Origin of the sequence: Maledivibacter halophilus, assembly GCF_900167445.1 — a bacterium.
Classification (GTDB): domain Bacteria; phylum Bacillota; class Clostridia; order Peptostreptococcales; family Caminicellaceae; genus Maledivibacter; species Maledivibacter halophilus.
Map to the genome: position 1 here is coordinate 163,773 of NZ_FUZT01000003.1, position 18,033 is coordinate 181,805.

Annotated in this window: 22 protein-coding genes; 3 read left to right on the top strand and 19 right to left on the bottom strand. The window is 31.0% G+C overall.

Annotated features, from left to right (window positions below; translation table 11 throughout):
• Positions 1–161 precede the first annotated feature (161 nt).
• The 6 genes from B5X81_RS06750 to B5X81_RS06775 form a co-directional block, all read right to left on the bottom strand.
• Positions 162–755 carry a DUF5317 domain-containing protein gene (locus B5X81_RS06750; protein ID WP_079490406.1) on the bottom strand — a complete coding sequence of 198 codons (594 nt, stop codon included), beginning with the start codon at positions 753–755 and terminating at the stop codon, positions 162–164.
• A gap of 312 nt (positions 756–1,067) precedes the next feature.
• Positions 1,068–1,598 carry a ribosome hibernation-promoting factor, HPF/YfiA family gene (gene hpf / locus B5X81_RS06755; RefSeq protein ID WP_079490407.1) on the bottom strand — a complete coding sequence of 177 codons (531 nt, stop codon included), beginning with the start codon at positions 1,596–1,598 and terminating at the stop codon, positions 1,068–1,070.
• Between the two features lie 603 nt (positions 1,599–2,201).
• A complete protein-coding gene (flgN, locus tag B5X81_RS06760) occupies positions 2,202–2,720 on the bottom strand; it encodes a flagellar export chaperone FlgN (protein WP_139380264.1) in 519 nt (172 codons plus the stop codon).
• The gene (fliS, locus tag B5X81_RS06765; protein ID WP_330397345.1) at positions 2,710–3,192 is read right to left on the bottom strand and encodes a flagellar export chaperone FliS; all 483 of its coding nucleotides are present in this window, start codon (positions 3,190–3,192) and stop codon (positions 2,710–2,712) included. The genes flgN and fliS overlap by 11 nt, the downstream gene beginning before the upstream one ends.
• 29 nt (positions 3,193–3,221) lie before the next feature.
• Entirely contained in the window at positions 3,222–4,904 is a 1,683-nt protein-coding gene (gene fliD, locus B5X81_RS06770) for a flagellar filament capping protein FliD (protein ID WP_244282029.1), read from the bottom strand.
• Positions 4,905–5,016: 112 nt separating this feature from the next.
• Positions 5,017–5,412: a flagellar protein FlaG gene (locus tag B5X81_RS06775; protein WP_079490410.1), complete on the bottom strand. Its 396-nt coding sequence runs from the start codon at positions 5,410–5,412 to the stop codon at positions 5,017–5,019.
• Between the two features lie 259 nt (positions 5,413–5,671).
• Between B5X81_RS06775 and B5X81_RS06780 the strand changes: the two genes are divergently transcribed.
• The 3 genes from B5X81_RS06780 (at position 5,672) to B5X81_RS06790 (ending at position 7,522) form a co-directional block, all read left to right on the top strand.
• Positions 5,672–6,931 carry a flagellin N-terminal helical domain-containing protein gene (locus B5X81_RS06780; RefSeq protein WP_079490411.1) on the top strand — a complete coding sequence of 420 codons (1,260 nt, stop codon included), beginning with the start codon at positions 5,672–5,674 and terminating at the stop codon, positions 6,929–6,931.
• Between the two features lie 76 nt (positions 6,932–7,007).
• Positions 7,008–7,253, top strand: coding sequence for a hypothetical protein (locus B5X81_RS06785; protein ID WP_079490412.1), 246 nt, complete (start codon positions 7,008–7,010; stop codon positions 7,251–7,253).
• 71 nt (positions 7,254–7,324) lie between these two features.
• On the top strand, positions 7,325–7,522 hold the full coding sequence (locus tag B5X81_RS06790; RefSeq protein WP_079490414.1) for a YjfB family protein: 198 nt from the start codon (positions 7,325–7,327) through the stop codon (positions 7,520–7,522).
• Between the two features lie 107 nt (positions 7,523–7,629).
• Here B5X81_RS06790 and B5X81_RS06795 read toward each other — a convergent pair whose 3' ends face one another.
• The 13 genes from B5X81_RS06795 to B5X81_RS06855 all read right to left on the bottom strand — a co-directional run bounded on the left by B5X81_RS06795 (position 7,630) and on the right by B5X81_RS06855 (position 18,019).
• Positions 7,630–7,938: a nucleotidyltransferase domain-containing protein gene (locus B5X81_RS06795; protein ID WP_079490415.1), complete on the bottom strand. Its 309-nt coding sequence runs from the start codon at positions 7,936–7,938 to the stop codon at positions 7,630–7,632.
• Positions 7,935–8,420: a nucleotidyltransferase substrate binding protein gene (locus tag B5X81_RS06800; protein WP_208985005.1), complete on the bottom strand. Its 486-nt coding sequence runs from the start codon at positions 8,418–8,420 to the stop codon at positions 7,935–7,937. Before B5X81_RS06800 ends, B5X81_RS06795 begins: the two co-directional genes overlap by 4 nt.
• A 131-nt stretch (positions 8,421–8,551) precedes the next feature.
• Positions 8,552–9,313, bottom strand: coding sequence for a transposase (locus tag B5X81_RS06805; RefSeq protein WP_079490418.1), 762 nt, complete (start codon positions 9,311–9,313; stop codon positions 8,552–8,554).
• Positions 9,314–9,536: 223 nt separating this feature from the next.
• Entirely contained in the window at positions 9,537–9,764 is a 228-nt protein-coding gene (csrA, locus tag B5X81_RS06810) for a carbon storage regulator CsrA (RefSeq protein ID WP_079490420.1), read from the bottom strand.
• 12 nt (positions 9,765–9,776) lie between these two features.
• A complete protein-coding gene (gene fliW, locus B5X81_RS06815; RefSeq protein ID WP_079490421.1) occupies positions 9,777–10,220 on the bottom strand; it encodes a flagellar assembly protein FliW in 444 nt (147 codons plus the stop codon).
• 36 nt (positions 10,221–10,256) lie between these two features.
• Positions 10,257–10,820 (bottom strand): DUF6470 family protein, encoded by a 564-nt coding sequence (locus tag B5X81_RS06820; RefSeq protein ID WP_079490423.1) that lies wholly within the window; start codon positions 10,818–10,820, stop codon positions 10,257–10,259.
• 94 nt (positions 10,821–10,914) lie between these two features.
• Positions 10,915–12,594 (bottom strand): flagellar hook-associated protein FlgL, encoded by a 1,680-nt coding sequence (gene flgL, locus B5X81_RS06825; RefSeq protein WP_079490424.1) that lies wholly within the window; start codon positions 12,592–12,594, stop codon positions 10,915–10,917.
• Positions 12,595–12,625: 31 nt separating this feature from the next.
• Entirely contained in the window at positions 12,626–14,254 is a 1,629-nt protein-coding gene (gene flgK, locus B5X81_RS06830) for a flagellar hook-associated protein FlgK (RefSeq protein ID WP_079490426.1), read from the bottom strand.
• A gap of 14 nt (positions 14,255–14,268) precedes the next feature.
• Positions 14,269–14,766 (bottom strand): flagellar protein FlgN, encoded by a 498-nt coding sequence (locus B5X81_RS06835; RefSeq protein ID WP_079490427.1) that lies wholly within the window; start codon positions 14,764–14,766, stop codon positions 14,269–14,271.
• 117 nt (positions 14,767–14,883) lie between these two features.
• On the bottom strand, positions 14,884–15,174 hold the full coding sequence (flgM, locus tag B5X81_RS06840; protein WP_079490429.1) for a flagellar biosynthesis anti-sigma factor FlgM: 291 nt from the start codon (positions 15,172–15,174) through the stop codon (positions 14,884–14,886).
• Between the two features lie 73 nt (positions 15,175–15,247).
• Entirely contained in the window at positions 15,248–15,667 is a 420-nt protein-coding gene (locus B5X81_RS06845) for a MerR family transcriptional regulator (protein ID WP_079490431.1), read from the bottom strand.
• A 45-nt stretch (positions 15,668–15,712) separates the two neighbouring features.
• The gene (locus B5X81_RS06850) at positions 15,713–16,465 is read right to left on the bottom strand and encodes a ComF family protein (RefSeq protein ID WP_079490432.1); all 753 of its coding nucleotides are present in this window, start codon (positions 16,463–16,465) and stop codon (positions 15,713–15,715) included.
• A 57-nt stretch (positions 16,466–16,522) separates the two neighbouring features.
• Complete coding sequence (locus B5X81_RS06855; protein WP_170917311.1) at positions 16,523–18,019, bottom strand: sensor domain-containing diguanylate cyclase; 1,497 nt, start codon at positions 18,017–18,019, stop codon at positions 16,523–16,525.
• Positions 18,020–18,033 lie beyond the last annotated feature (14 nt).

Consider the following 18,033-nt stretch of genomic DNA (forward strand, 5'->3'; position numbering starts at 1 on the left):
ATATTATATCATTAAATTACATCAATTTTTGTATTCTTTTTGTAATTTATTGGTTACATTTTCATTACAATGTTTCAAATTTCCCTACCAAGGAAGTTTTTAAAGCAATAAAAGCAGAAAAATTGAAAAAAGACAGGTTTCCCTGTCTTAGTCTTAAAAACTTAGAGTTTTGGTCTATATCCCACTCTAACCATTCTACTTCTGGTAGTAAAATAAGATTTAATCATTTCTCCCTGGATAAATAGAACCATTCCTAGAGACATAATTATATCCCCTATGCTGATGACTTTAGCCATCGGGTAAGGCTTTGGTATTACAATATATTTTCCAAGATGCTTTGTCCAATTTCCGACTTCATCTAAGGACATATAATTTATTATCTCACCATTTTTTATTCCATCCACCATATTTTCTAAACCTGCAAGCTTTAATCCTTCGAAATATATTGGCATTCTAAATCCATTTATAAACATTACAACATAATTGAGTATTGCACCGATTAAAATTAACCACATTGCCTTTTTATCTAAATTGATAATTAAGGTTAAAGTTATTAATACAGCTGAAACAATATAAAATTGTTTTCCATATGCCTGGACAATTGAAATATTGGAAAAAACAGATATCATTACTTGTATTATTAAGGCCAATAAAATTAAAAACCATCCTCGTATTTTGGTTATACTGATATTTCTAAAGCTACCATTTCTAACTAAGCCAATAATTATTCCTAGGACTATAGCTTCTATAAACATTAAAAAAACTCCTTTCCGTACAAAAGTATCCATATATCCTTTTGTAGCTCCAAATTCTAATCTATTGTTTCTAAGTTTTTAAGTCTTTATAAAAAATAGTTTTAATACAATATAAAAAAACCCGTACCCTATTATTTACTTCTACTTTTTTATGCAAAATCCTTTGAAATATAAATAAATTTTAAAATAATTTTATTTATTATCTCACTTCACTTTTTTATATAGATTTCTAATAATAAAACTTAATTCAAGATTGTTTCACTATAAAAGGCAGCATTTTAGCTGCCTCAATGTTTTCTAAAATTAAATTTTTTAAACATATGGTTCAATTAAACCGTAATTTCCATCCTTTCTCTTATATACAACATTAACTTCATCTGTGTGACCATTGGTGAATACGAAGAAGTTGTGACCTAATAGATCCATTTGAAGTACTGCTTCTTCTGGGTCCATAGGTTTGATAGCAAATCTCTTTGTCTTAACAATTTTTTGTTCTTCTTTTTCATCCTTATTTAAATCTGGTATGCGTTCAAATCTAATGGTGTCATGACCATAATATCTCTTTTGAAGCTTAGTCTTATATTTCTCCATCTGCTTGTATAGTTTATCAATTGCTTTGTCAATAGAAGTATACATATCCATTGTAGCTTCTTCTGCCCTTAATATAGTTCCATTTATTGGTACTGTTATTTCTATTATCTGCCTATTTTTTTCTACGTTTAAGGTAGCCTTCGCCTCAATGTCGTCCTTGAAATATTTTCCAAACCTTTCTAATTTAGCTGTTATTGTGTCCTTTAATGCATCTGTAATCTCTAAATTCCTACCACTTACTTTTACTTTCATAGCTTCAGCTCCTTCCAATATATATGTTTATTAGAGTTGAAATATCAACTCTTAAAATTAATAGCTTCAACCTTTGAAATTTATGGAACTACACGATTTGAAATTTTTCTGTTTCACCACTATATAACTATATAGTATTCAACTATTCCTTTAAATATATCTTATCCAATATATTTTTAAAAAATAAGCTTGTCTATATAATATATTTTACCCATATGAGCTTATCTAAAACATATTAATATCTTTCTTTTTCAGAAATTTTCTGCAATTTTTTATTTAATATTTTATTTTATTTGATTGAATTTACAGATTTTAATATTTTATTCCTTTGTCTACAATTTTATTAGACAAATAAATTTTCCCACATATTTGTGGATAATTTTTTTGTTTTCTGTGGATAGTGTGGATTAATCTGTTGATAACTGTATTTTTCCCATATGTGCTTGTTAATAATATGTTAACTTTCTGTGAACAAATTATTTTTTAAAAATTTTGTTGAAATGTGCAAAGTTTTTGGATAATAATTATGCACATATAAGATGAAAAAAAGAGAAAAATAAAAGTCTCAGCACTTCTGAGACTTTTACAATTTCCAATATTTTCTCATTTTTTCTTGTCAAAAAACATAGATGATATTTGGTTTTTATATGCTCCATAGGCATTTGTAGCTTTTTGACCTTTCTTTACACCCTTTAGTTTATCCCTAATCTCATCCATATCCTGCTTTAACATATTAATATTTTGATTATCAACGATTTTAATCTTTTCAGTCAGCTTCAAAATTTTCTTAACGATGTCCTTTAATATCTTCATCTGTGGATATTTTTCCACATCCATTTTATCTATGCTATCTACAGCTAAATTCTTCTTTAGTTCATTAAATAAAGTATAAAATTTTACATCAAGTTCATCTACTTCAGATATATATTTATCCTTTAAATCTATTTGCTTCAAAACAGTTTCGATCTTTTCCAGCTCTAGAAACCTTCTTTGTCTATTAGTTAGATCAAAAATATTTTGCATTAATGCTTTCTTTTCTTTACTTATATGTATCAGTTTTTTTATAATATTCTGATTTTCCATAATATCAACCATTCTAAAACCTTTATTCTTATTTTGCATAGGCAAGACCCATAGCTTCCTTCCAGGTATCCTTCAGATCCTGAGCTAGTCCTAAGACTTCTTCTACAGATTTTTCATCCTTATTTATATTAGCATCTATAAGTCTCTCATTCATAAAAACATATATGCTCCTAAGATTTCTACTTATTTCGTAATCCATATTTAAAGTAATATTGAGTTCATTAATAATATCCTGGGATCTTATAATAGAATTATTAGTTTTTTCAATATTCCTTTGCTTTATAAATAATTTAGCCTGTTTTAAGAATTTTATCAGACCCTCATAAAGCATCAGAGTAAGTTCTTCCGGTTTAGCTGTCATAATCTTTTGTTCTTTATATTGATCCATCTTATTTTTAGTTGTATCCCCTTGAGTCTCTTTAATATTATCAATTTTATTATTATTTAAATTGGCTTTTAGTTTCAAAGCAGATTTAGGCATAGAATAATTGTATGGATTTTTCATTGCCATTTATATCACTCCTAATCTAAGTTTCTCTTTTACATTAATGATCCAAGCTGAGACGAAAGCCAAGAAGATTGCTGATACATCTGCCCCAATGCCTGTTCCATAGCACCATATTTACTATAATATCTATTTTCTATCCTTAAAAGCACCTTTTCTTGGGTTAATATTTCCCTTTCCAGATCTAAAATATTTTCATCCAACATACTTATACTACCGTTTTTGAGATTTTTACCAGCCACAAAATCTATTAAAATAGAAGATTTTACATCCCTTAAAAGATCTGAGTCCTCTCCTGGACCAGCCTTATCTATTATCTCTTTCATATCTTCAGTCATGGTATCAAACATTCTGGTTATTAATCCACTTTTATTATATTTATCTTCATCATCTATATAATCATCGGGACTATTAAATAATAAATCTATAACACCATTTGGGTTATTAAGAATAGCTTTCTTAAGTTTAGTTTCATCAACTTCCAGCTTACCCTTAGATGAATACTCTCCTGTTTCGATACCTATTTGAGTCAAATGATTCATAGAATCACTTAAACCCGAAACTGACTTATATAAACCTTTTCTAACACTCATAAGCATTGTAGATAATATACGATCGTTTTTAATAAGACCACTTTTAGCCATGTCTTCCCATTTTTTAACCTGGTCTTCAGTTAGAGATTCCTTTTCTTCATCGGTTAAGGGCTGATAATCTCTATGTACTTCTTCTCCCAGCTTTTCATTTATACCACTAATTAACTCATTATATTTATCTACAAAATCAGTTATTTTTTCATAGACAGAATCAACATCTGTGCCCACGGTAATAGTAGTCTGACCTGTATTCTTTGCAGTAATGTTTATGCCATTTATACTGAAGGTATTAGATGATTTAGTAAGGCCAGTAGCATCACCAAAGTCAAATTTTGCATCTTTTCCTCCATAATCTTCATCAATATTAACATCTAGCTTTAAAGCATCTGCAAAAAATTTATCTGGAGTAATAATATCTGCTGGGTCAATTCCATCTAAATCAGCATTGCTAATATTAAAATAATTCTCTTCACCTGTTTCAGTTGTATTTAAAAAGAATCTATCTATATCACTATCATATGCTGCCTGTATACCAATATTAGAATTATTTATTTCATCGATAACATCCTCTAAAGTATTTACTGAAGTATCAAAGGAAAATTCTTTGTATCCATTAGGATAATTCTCTGGATCATTTTCAGTAACATTAGTTCTTATTTTAAAGGAAAGTATTTTTCCAGAAGAAATACCAGCAAATTGTTCATCCAATGTATCTTTGCTAGTCTTTCCTTCTACAGATATTGAATCTGTACTTGTTTTAGAAACATTCTTAGCAAGCTGAGTTATATTTAAATTATAGCTTCCATTTAAAGCTTTAGCTGTGGCCTTGGCATCCACCTTAGTCTCATCAGATGATGATGCAGACTTAACCCATGTAAAACTATCCATTGAACCACTTAACAATGTTCCAGTATCAGTTAACTTGGCTAAACCAAATTCCTTCCTTGCATCTACTATAAAATTAGCTATATCTTTATTGATGCTTTGATACATCTCACTTCTCCATAAATCTATCTGCCTTTTCCTTTCCAGTTTACTAACTCTTCTTTCTCTTTCCACCTTCATCAAATCGCCAACTATTTTATCTATATCCATACCGGAGCCACTCAAACCAAAAATACGCATATTTGACAAATTAAACACCCCCAAAATTTAACTAATAATGAATAATTATTTACTATTTATTTTTAATTCTTAACTCTTAATTCTCAACTGCAAATTAGCCAAGCTAATTTGCCTAAGCTCTTTCATCAACAAACAAACCTGCAAGCTCCCACATTTTTGCTATCATATCCTGTATTTTCTCAGGCGGAAACTCTTTTATAACTTCCTTTGTATCTGTATCAATAATTTTAAACATAATAGCCTTAGTTATCTTATGAACGTATCTTTCTATTTTTCTATTAGAGGCTTCTAATTCTTTATTTGCCTGCTCAATGGATTTATCAAATAAAGATTCACTAAATTTGCTTTGTCCTTGTTCCCAACCATATGAACCTTCTTCACTTATTTCTTTTGATTTTTCCTTAGATAGTTCATATGGTATTTCCAAAGTTTTATTTTCCACAGCATTAGAATTATTTATCTGTAAATTTGTTGCACTAGATGTACTAATAGAAGCATCTATTCTCATTTTTTACCCTCCCGTCTTAAACTCTCTATCTATTATTTCGGTAAATTCTACCTAAATGTTTAAGATTAATATACAATAATTGAAAAATATTTTTTCTAATTTTTTTATTTTAAAACTAAAGATATTTAATAATATCTCCGATAACAATAATGAGCAAAAAAATGTCAAAGATTTTTCGGCGGCCGACGTAAAATCTTTGATAAATAAAATAATTACCCAGGCAGGGACGCCCGGGGAAAAATTCAGGGAGGAATTTTTAATGAGAATTAATCACAATTTAATGGCAATGAATACCCATCGTCAGTTGGGAGCTGCCAACTCAATGGGTGCAAAATCAATGGAAAAATTATCTTCTGGTCACAGAATAAACAGAGCTGGAGATGACGCAGCAGGACTTTCTATCTCTGAAAAAATGAGAGGACAAATTAGAGGTTTAAACCAAGCTTCTAGAAACTCACAAGATGGTATTTCTTTAATTCAGACTGCTGAAGGGGCATTAAATGAAACACAAGCAATCCTTCAAAGGATGAGAGAGCTTGCAGTACAATCATCAAATGATACAAATGTTGATGTAGATAGAACTGCAATTCAAGATGAAATGAATCAATTAATATCAGAAATAGATAGAATTTCAAGTACTACTGAATTCAATACCCAAAATTTATTAGATGGAACTTTTAATGGACAATTCCAAATTGGTGCAAATGAAGGACAAAACATGAATTTATCTATTAGTAAAATGGATTCTTCTAATCTTGGTCTTATTGGTGGAATGGAAGTTGAAACAAAAACAGGTATTAACGTAGCTGCATTTTTAGATGATGGTACCTACACTATAAATGCAGCAGGTGATGCGTTACTAGATGCAGCAGGTAATGAAGTTGGTGCAGTAGCAGGTACAGATATTACACTTGCAGATGGGACTACAACAGTTTCTTTTGCTAATGAAGATATGACAGCAGGAGATACTATAAAAATTAGTGGTGACGGCACAGAGATGACATTAACAAAAGATATAATTTCTGGACAAACTAACAAATTGAGTGCAGGAAGCTATTCAATCAGTGGCACAGATGTGCTTAAGGATGGACAAAAAATAGGTACATTTGCAGGTAAAGTAATTACTTTTACGGATACCTCTTTAGGAACTTTAGATGCTGCAGCTGTATTTGGTAAAACTGCTGATTTTGCTGATGGAAATACTTTTGATATTAAAGGTGTAGATGTTTCTAATAGAAAAATGGCAGAAGGAAGTATTTCTGCTATTAACAGTGCTATTGAAAACGTATCAGCTGAACGTTCAAAGCTTGGTGCTGTTCAAAACAGATTAGAGCACACTATCAAAAACTTAGACACATCTTCTGAAAACCTACAAGCATCTGAATCTAGAATCAGAGACGTAGATATGGCAAAAGAAATGATGGAATTCACTAAGAATAATATATTACAGCAGGCTGCTCAAGCAATGCTTGCACAGGCTAACCAAGCTCCTCAAGGAGTACTTCAGTTATTAAGATAAATTAGTATATAACTAAATCTGAGGCTCTGGAAAATCCAGGGTCTCTTTTAATATAAAGATGAAATGGAGAATCTAAATGATTCAACAGGGACAAAATAAAGATTTATTGGAAGAAAAATTAAAATGGGTAAAATATAGATTAGAAATCCTTGATAAAATAGAAAACAAGCTAAAGGAAATAAAAACATTAGCTCAATACGCCAAAAACAATAATTTGAATTCTACCCAAATCAAGGAAATAAATAGCAAAATTAATATTTTGAACGAAGAAATTCTAAAACTAGATGAGGAAAGTAGAACTTTTTCACCGGATTATAATTAAATTATTTTGTTATATATAAAAAATCTAATATTATGTTACAATGGTACTAAATATGAATTGGAGATGATGCTATGGATATCGCAGCAATGTCTACAATGTTAAGCCAAGGAAAAATAATGCAGCAGGCCAATATTTCTGTAATGAAGATGGCCATGGGCTCTGCCGAAAATTCCGGTCAGATGCTAAAGGATTTGGCTGATACTAATGCTCAAATGATGGAACAATCGGTAAATACCCATTTAGGAAATAGTATTGATATTAAAGTTTAAAAAAAGCAGGTGCGAATTAGCTCGTACCTGTTTTTTTATTCCCTTTTATTTTTCACAAATTAAGCTAAAATTTTTAATCTTAAAATTATATTCTTCTAATTATCACTCTAATTAGATTTTGCATATATTATAATTCCTATTCTATTAATATGATCAACTAAATCTATATTTTTTATTTTTTCGTATATTGATATATCAAAACTATAGGGAAGATATAGTTCATCTAAATCCAGATATAATTTATTTAAATCTTTCATATTTATATTCTGTCCTATTAAAGTCAAATCTATATCTGAACCATTTTTATAATTTCCCTTCGCCCTAGAACCATAGATTAACACTCTTTCAATTTTAGGATGCTTTGAAAAAACATTTACTATACTTTCTATTACACTATCCTTTAAACCATATTTCATATTTTTCTACTCTCTTCGTTTTGAAAAAGATTCATCTTAATTCTAAATTTTTGAAACTCTTTAAAATACATATCCTTTATAAGTCTTATAATATCATCTGCTGTAGTTTCATCATAGGTATGACTTGTCAAGTTTCGGCTCTTTATCATCTGCATCCAAACTTCTCCATTTTCTATTATTCCGAGCTTAAAGGCTTCTCTTACAGCATCCCTTGAGCCATATATCTCTGTATTTCCTCTGCTCTCCAAAAAGTCCTTTAGTACTTTCCAAGATAATTCATGGGTATATTCAAAGGCTTGTATAGTCCCTTGCTTTTCCAACCTTGAAAGTTCCCTTTTATCCATTAATTCCATAGCTTCCCCAAGCTGATCAAATGCTTTTTTATAATTATTAAATCTTTGAATCCAACGTATATCTTTATTTACCAAAACAATTCTCCTTTCTAAACCAAAGGATGGATTTTTCGGTTTTACATTTTCCACTGGTTGTTACTGATGTTTTCATTGCTTTAAATCATTATATCATAAGGTATATTTAAACGATACTATAATTCAAAAACAAATTTAAGATCAAGGGGACGGGGTTGTTGCTTCCGTTCTTATCGTAGCTTATACTATAACTTCCAAATAATATTTGTTGATACTCCCGTAACTCTTGCCAATTGTCTTGTTGATACTCCTTCAATCTTTAATAGCTTCTTCAACATTATTTTCCTTTTTTCTTTTGACTCTTTATGTAATGTCCATGCTTCTATATTAAATTTGTTTTTTATTATTTGTCTTAATTCATCATCTGATATCCTCTTCTTTTTTTCTTTTATATCTAAACATTTATCATCATTAAATTTATTATGAAATTTTATAAATAATTCAAGGGCTTTGACAGCATCTTTATCAAATATCTTTAAAACATCATTCTTATCTACTATTTTTGGAGTTCTTAAATATTCTCTGGAGCTGCTCCATTTATATTCTTCTATATTTCTAGTAATGCCTGCTTTTAAAGGATTTTGATGAATATATCTTATAACTGTTAAAAAATATGAATCTGTCTCTACAGGTTCACTCTTAAATCGATCTTGAAACAAGTGTCCTATTCGTTCATATTTCTTATTATACCAATATACATAACTCCCACCTATACGTCTCATTATTTGCTCCAAGGGTTCTTTATCTTCCTTTAACAGTAAATGAAAATGATTGTCCATAAAACAATATGCATATATTTTATATTGGCATTTTTCTTTATATCTTATTAAAGTTTCCAATAGTCTTTCTTTATCTTCATCATTCTCAAAAATACTTTGTCGATTTATTCCCCGTAATATTATATGATATATCCCAGTTTTACTTTTCTTCCTTGCTGTTCTTGGCATATTAATCACCCTATTAATTATACTAAAATTCTGAAATTGGTTTGATACAGATTTTTAAAAGCAACAACCCCGTCCCCTTGCTTCTATGGTAACAAAAAATGAGTCGATACCCTATATATATTGCGTCCTGCAAATTATATAGATAATATCAACTCGTCCCTGAGTCAATTATATTTATTTTTTTCTTACTCATTATATTTATCGGAGCCCTTATGTAAATACTTTAATCTTTTTTGAACAATTTATTTAAATCTTTTAAATTCAATTTTCCTACTGCAGCCTTCCTATTTTCTTCCTGAATTTGTAAATATATTTCCTTCCGATGAATTTCAACATCTTTAGGGGCAGATATGCCTAGCCTTACTTTGCCTTCTTCTATATCTATAACTTTTATTTCTATTTTTTCATCTATCATAATGCTTTCATCTTTTTTTCGCGATAGTATAAGCACGGCTACCCCTCCTTATTTTGTTTTTTTAGATGTATCAAATATCTTATACTTTAAAGGATATTTATTACTTTCCAATACAATTTGTTTTGCCCTCTTATTCTCCCAGTTTATTATTATAGGTCCCCTTAAATTCAATGTCATTTCCTCAATACTTTCAGGAACTACAGCTATAGAATATATTATTAGTTCCTTATGGTCTTTTAATTCTAATTCCTTCACTATTTTATCGGGAATATCAAATTCATAATTATTTATAAATAGAAAGGGATTTGCTATAACAAAAGCTAAATCTGGCTTATCTACTGATTGAAGCCAACAAAAGGGAACTTCTGGGTCTGGATTATTAATAACAGCATATTTTTTTATTTTCTCAAAGCCTAAAAGACCTTCATTAAAATGTATTATTTTGCTTTCATCTATTTGAATTTCACCAAAATGGCGAGTATTTAGCTTCATTGTAGAACCCCCTTTTTTCTAATTATTCATTGCTTTTTATATTTTTCGGTCAACATTCTCTCCTATATATTGAATATCAATGCTGTTTTTTTGTCTTAGGTAAATTTCTACTTTTCCTCTGGTATAGTCAACCTGGGGTCTATTTATTTTTACATCCATGTTTGCTTTGCCTTCATGGACTTTTATATCTACATTTCCTTCTATTATATCTATTTTAGGTCTGCTTTTTGGTATTAGTCCAAAGTTAAATTCTCTATTGAATAGTTCGAAGGCATTGTAGTCTGCCATTTCTGCTATTGGATTATAATCCTTGTGAATATCTGCCATTTGGTTGCCCTGACTAACTCTTCTCTCTATCCCCTTAAGGGCAGCCTGCTTACTTATCTGGGCTGTTTCCCTGGTCAAGTCCAAAATGTTTTTAAGCCCTGCTTCTGCAAAGCATTGATACTGGTCTATGATAACCTTAGGATTTTCACTATTTATTTCAACCTTTGCATGCTCCGTATGCATGTTTAAATCAGCCTTAGGCTGGGATATATCAAGTTTTGCATTTATTGTATTGATTCCTATTAATGCAGGGGTTGTAGTTATTTTCAGCATGGGAATCACCTCAGATATATATAGTTAAAAGTTAAGAATTTTTTATTAATTCTTAACTTTTAACTCTTAATTCTTAACTAGATTTTCTTCGACTTTATCGAAGAAAATCTAAAAGTGTTGGCTGTATAACTCTAGCTCCTACCGATAGTGAAGCTCGATATACATTTTCCTGGTTTTTGAGGTTCATAATAACTTCTGCCATATCGACATCTTCATTTTGAGTCAAAAGCTTTGTGAAGCTTAGGTTATCGTCTTCAATCCTGGATTTTACTAATTCCATTCTATTAACCCTTGCTCCTATATCGGCTCTTATAGACAATACTCTATCAATATGGGCATCGGCTTTTTCTAAAAAATCATCTATTTTATCTTCATCTCCGGCATTCATTGCATCTATAACATCCTGAAAATCCTCTAAAAGCGTGCTTTCCTCAGCTCTAACAACATCCACCTTTAAATTGGGCTTGGTCCCATCCAAAGGGGTATCTTTAGTAGTATATCTAATCGTATAGTCGGGTCCAGTTCCTTCCTTCGTAGCTACAATAGATTGATTTGGAGGTGGATATGCTGCATCAAAGGCTGTATTGATAGCAGTCACAAGACCATCCACATCGTCTGATGGCAAGGCTCCTATGGTTATTCTTTTAGACTCTCCATTTAAATCAACTAATATTTCAGCACCTTCAAAAATGGACCCTACAATATCCCCATCATTTAAAGTCCCTGTACTCTCTATATATGCTTCAGAGCCATTCACAATGGTTCCATCGCTAATGCCAAAGGCTCCTTCTAAATCTGCAACAGAAATGCCTGCTGATCCTGTAAAATCAACCTGAATCTCAGCATTCTCTCCATAGCTCTTACTTTCCAATTGTAAATTATTTGAGCTGTCAAAATAAACAGCTGCCCCATCTCTAAGCTTATTTCCAGAGCCGTCTTCTGCATCCTTTAATATCTCAAGTATTTCATTTTTATCAATGGGATCATTAGGAGCTTCTCCATTAAGGGCCCCTAGCTTAGCACTGTCGACTTTATAAACAGTTCCATCAACAGTTATTTGAACTGCATTGGGGTCAAGCCCAGTTGTAAAGTTAAAATTCAAATCAACGGGTGATGTAGCACTAAGATTAGCCCTCTTTGCCTCTTCAACGCCACTACCACTATAGGGAAGTTTACTTAATGAAAATCCTATATCCTCATATCCAAAAATATCCAGTCCATTTGTGCTGACCTGTATATCTTCACCAATGCTTATCTCATAGCTGCTTGAAGGTTTATTTTCCAATTTAAAGGAAGTAATATCTATATTGTATTTACCATCTTCGTCAAAAAGCTTTGTATCGGTATTATATCCGGAAAAAACATATCTTCCGGCATATGTAGTATTTCCCGAGGATATAAGCTGTTTTTTAAGCTGCTCCATCTCCGAAGATATCTTTTCCTTATCCTCAGTTGTTAAACTGCCTGTTGCTGCCCTTACTGTAAGTTCTCTAGCTCTTTGCAAGACATCTCCTATATCCGCCACTGCCGCTTCTGTAATCTCCAGCCATGACAAAGCGTCGTTGTTATTCTTCTCATATTGCTCAAGCTCAGCTAAATCAGTTTTAAGCTTTAAAACCCTTGAAGCAACTATAGGATCGTCAGAGGGAAACCTAATCTTCTTTCCAGTTGCATTTTGAGTCTGAAGCTTGTCTAAACGTCTTAAGTTATTATTTAAATTCCACATCATATTTCCAATAAGCATATTATTAGTAACACGCACAAAATCACCCACTCATTATTAATTATTCACCATTCATTATTAATTATCTCCCAACTAGTCCCATTCTGCTAATAATTGTATCTATCATTTCATCCATTGCCGTTATCATTCTAGAATTGGCATTAAAGGAATGTTGGAATTTTATCATATTTGACATTTCTTCATCTAAGGATACTCCTGATATGGACTGCCTGTTTGTTTCCACCTGATTTAGCAGAACCATTTGATTGTCCCGCATTCTAATGGCCTCCTGGCCATCTACACCAAGGTTAGAAATAAGGGACTTGACATAATCATCGGGACTTCCCCATTCATACATGTTTACATCATGCCTCATCTGGGACATCTTGAGTGCATTATCACCATCTCCTGGAACTCCATCTGGTGTGGCGGATGCTGCTATTTTATTCAATCCGTCTTCTCCCTCTAGGTCAGAGGCAATAGTTAGCTTATCTGCAGGTATCCTGTCCACTATATAAAATCCGCCATTTATTTCTTTAACGGTTTTATATTTATATTTTGATGGATCAGCAGAAATTTTATTTTTCAGCTCTTCTTTGGCCTCTTCCATATTGTCGGCTGCAACCATTTCGGCCTCACCATTATCCAATCCTCTGGTCAATAAATAATTTTCATATTCTGCTGTTGACATACCATTGATTGTAAATAAATTCGTTCCTAAATTGCCATCCAAATCGTATCCACTTTTATGCATGCTGTTTAAAGTTTCGCTTAAGACATCGGTGAAATTATTTAGTCTTTCCATATAATAGGGTATACCTTTATCACTGCCGGATATATTATCCCTCATATCTATAAGGCCCTTTATTTTCCCCCCTTTTGGAGTAAATGTAGACCCATCTTCCCATTTTATATCATGTAATTTCCCTGCATCAACATCATTGAGCTTATCTACTCTTTCTTCATATTTTAAGCTGCTATTTCTGAAGTGAGATACAAGGGGCTTCCCATTTATAAGTACATGAAATCTATTGTTATTATCTTCATAATAATCTATATTAGTGAGCTGAGAAAGCTTGTCTACAATCAAGTTTCTCTGATCTCTTAAATCATTGGCATTACTTCCATCGAGCTCCGCCTCATATATTTGTCTATTGAGCTTTTTAATCTGTTCTGAATATCCATTTATCTGGTCTACGGTTGTTCTCACTTCAAAATCTGTATCGCTTTGCATCTTTGTAAACTGCTCTGCCATATGATTGATATTCTTGGCTAAAGCGATACTTCTTTGTCTTACCAAGGCCCTTACAGTAAGGCTTTCAGGTGTTTTATTCAGCTCATGGAGGGAACTAAAAAATTCATCTAAAACTTTTCTAATTCCCGCATCAGAGGGTTCATTAAATATAGCTTCAATATTCTGAAGGGCATCAGCCTTTGTTTGCCACTCTCCCAAATCAGTATTTCCCCCTCTATATTTAAAATCCAAAAACTCATGTCTTATTTGAACTATACTGTCGGTATCTACTCCAGTTCCAAGCATACCTTGACCGTTTGGCAGAGTCATTGGACTTGACTGCAATATATTAAGCCTTTGTCTTGTATAGCCTGCAGTATTAACATTGGAAATATTATGTCCTGTTATATTCAAAGCTCTCTGACTAGCAAAAAGTCCAGAACGAGCTATATTGAATCCAAAAAACGTAGAAGTCATTTTTCATCCCACCCCTATATTTTAGCATCAAATAAATTTTTGTTTATATTTACATCTTTTTCCTTTGCACCACTTCCATAGGTGCTCCCCTGATTTTCTAAGCTTGTAAGTAAATTTTTATTGAATTCTATATACTCAAGGGACTGCTTTATAAGCTTATTGTTTAGTTCATTTTTATCTTTAATTGTTTCTAATATATCATTAAATTTATCCTTTATTGCCAATACCTTTTCTTTGTTTTCTTCATCTAAATGCTGTATAAGCTTAGAAATATTTTCAGCTTTATCAAGACTCAGCTCATGAGCTATATTTTTTAATATAGCTGTCCTTATATTTTCAAGCTTACCTATACTAATTATCATAGTCTGTTCTTTACTTGTGATATCATCTAAGTCCTTTATTTTGCCTTCGATAATAATTCGCTTTTTCTTTTCAGCAATTTCCAATACTCTTTCATAAATTTCATACTCTTTGTTTAAAGCTTGTATCAGCTGCTCTACAGACTTATTCATATTATTGACCCCCGTACTCTCCTTCAACCTATGGTTGAAGAGTAATGAATAATGAATAATTAATAATTTTTAAAACCTCTTATTCATTATTTACTATAAAATTATTCACCTTAATTTCTAAATTTTTTTGTCAAAACGTACCTTTTCGGACATTTTACTGACAATTTCTTCAGCTGATGGATTGTATGTTCCTGAGGTTATTGCATTATTTATTTCTTCAACCTTTTCTTTCCTGATTTCTGGCAATTTTTTAAAGGCATTAAGTGCCACTTGAAATTCTCTAGCCTTTGATGAAATTTCAATTTTATCCTTTGAAGCACCTACTTTATTAATTTTTTGTGGTTTTGTGACTTTACTCTTATAGGTTCCCAAAGCCTTTTGTATATTGGGATTATTAAATATCTTCATTAAAAACACCTCATCTTTACCGATATTACTAATTATATTATCGGCAAAGGTGAGGTGTTTATTAAGAAATTTTTTATTTTCTTTTATTTTTCATCTGTGCTATATGCATTCTTTCCCTTGTAGATCTTTCTTGAGGCTTTCTTTCTTTTTCTCTTTCGCCATCACCTTTAAAGCCTCTTTCTAGGGCGCGGGCACATTGTTCACAATACCTTCCTGTTCTAATGCTTTTCCCACAGCTTTCACAGTCCAGCAATATCCCCGGATTTTCTCCTACTATCTCCAGCTTTCCTTCTCTAAGATAGCGTAAAATTTTATCTTCAGGAACCTGAGTTTCTTCAGACACTACTGTTATTGTCTCTTTAGGATTTTCATACAAATATTCTTTAACTTTTCTAAAGTCCTCATCATCTTTCTTTCTGCATCTATAGCAAAGCTTGCTAATACCATCATACTGAAATAATTTACCACACTCTTTACAATTTCTTACTTTCAAACAAATCGCTCCTTTACGTTTTATTCCTATAATTATATAAAATAACTACCAACAATCATTCCGTCCTGTGGCAAAGGTTGCAGCATATATATTTTGTGCTCCATTTTCAATCAATACTCTGCTGCATTGATTTATAGTTGCTCCTGTTGTATAAATATCATCAATAATAAGTATATTCTTATTAATTATACCATTTCTCTTTGCTACCTTAAATGCATCTTCCAAATTTTTTCTTCGTTCCTCTTTTGTCAGCTTGTTTTGCGTTATTGTATGTTTTGACCTTATTAAAGTTTTGTTATCTAAATCTATATTGGCCATGCGGCTTAAATGCCTTCCAATAATATTGACCTGATTGAAGGATCTAGCCCTTTCCTTAGCAGGATGAAGGGGTACCGGTATAATCATATCAATGGAATTGATTTTCTCATCCACGAGTCTATCATAGATAATTTCAGCAATATGATATGCAATATATCTTTTTTTATTATACTTTAAATCATATATAATTTTTTTGGATAAGTCATCATATTCAATACATGAAATAGCCTTTGTGAAAAAATGTAAATTGCTGATGCATTCATGACATATCTCATCTATATAAAGATCATTTATGGGCTTTCCACATTTATTACAGGTTTTTCCACCGATAAACTTCAGCTTAAGTTTACATTTATGACAGATCGAATATTCCTCATCTCTATCTATGGGTCTACCGCATAATATACAATATATATTCCTTGGAAATATAAAATTTAATAGGGTGTCTATACATTCATATGAAATTTTTATATAATTCATAGGATACACCTCAATGGTTATTATTTGAAGAAATAAGCCGAAGAGAAAAAATAACCATTAAACAACTTCTGTATTCTCCATATAAACCACAGTATCTCCACCATTTTTTTTGCCCCAGTACATTCGTATATCCGCTTCCTTTATTAAATTCATAATTCCCTTTGCACAATATGGATATGAAGATATTCCTATACTAACTGTAATCTTAACATCTTCCGCTTTAAGTTCATCGATATAATTTTTTGCACCCTTTATTTTTTCCTTTATCCTTTCAGCAATTTTACAAGCTGAAGTTAAGTCTGAATTTGGTATAATTATAGCAAACTCTTCTCCTCCATATCTAAAGGCTATATCCGATTCTCTGATATTATCCTTAATTATTTTTGAAATGGTAATAAGCACCTTATCTCCAACTATATGACCATATATATCATTGAATTTCTTAAATTTATCTATATCGATTAAAAGCAAAAATAAATTATTATTAAGTTCATTGACATTTTCGACCTTTTCTTTCAACGTCTTATAAAAACACCTATAATTATAGAGTTTTGTTAGTCCATCGGTAAATGAATTGATCTTCATTCTATTGTATAAATTACTATTTTCCAGCACACTACAAATCCTCGATGCAATCATATATAACAGTTCCACAGTATTTTCACAAAATTTATATTTTTCCTTAGAACAAACTGCAATAACCCCTATACCCTTTTTATTAAAAATCAATGGTATTATTGCACATGCTTGTATTGGAAAATCGTATTTAAATGTTTCTTTTATATTATAATCTGATATCAAATCTGAACTCACAATACTATCTAGTGTTTTTAATACTTTGCCGGCAGCACCTTCTCCCATTGAAAAGATTATATCCCTTGGGTTAACATATATGCTGCCATAGTGGGCCTTTGTAGAAAGTATATCCCTATCTTTATCATAAAGCATTATTAAGCAATCATCTATACATAGGGTTTTAGCAACTATTTCAGCTATTCCTTCCAACACTACTTGATTATCTGGAAAAGAATCTATTAATTTACTTATTTTATATAGGGCTTCAAATTCTTTTACCTTTTTATCCAGCTCTTCACTTTTCATATTATGGAGCATTACAAATCTTCCAAATAGGACTGCTGCCAATGTTATGTACAAAAAAAACAGGTATTTATCCATAAAATTCAAATTATTAGCTGAAAATGAAATATAAAATATATTTGAAAGAGCAAATAGAACTATACCATAAGATCTCGATATATATATTGTTGCAGTTAAAATAATAAATGGGAAAAACACATGATAAGATATATTATTTACTCCATTTAAATACCAAAGTAGTATAGGTATCAGAAAAAAATTACCTAGAACCTTTATTTTAAGATTTTTATTTTTTAATGAAAATAATATATTGAATATGACTATAAATAAAGTAAGAGGAATAATTTTCATATAGCTCCATCTATGATAATTATTAATATTAGCTATTATTAATAAGACAAAAGTAACTACTTTAAACAATATATAATTTTGTTTAATACTTTTTCTTATTTTCATTTGTCTCCTCACCA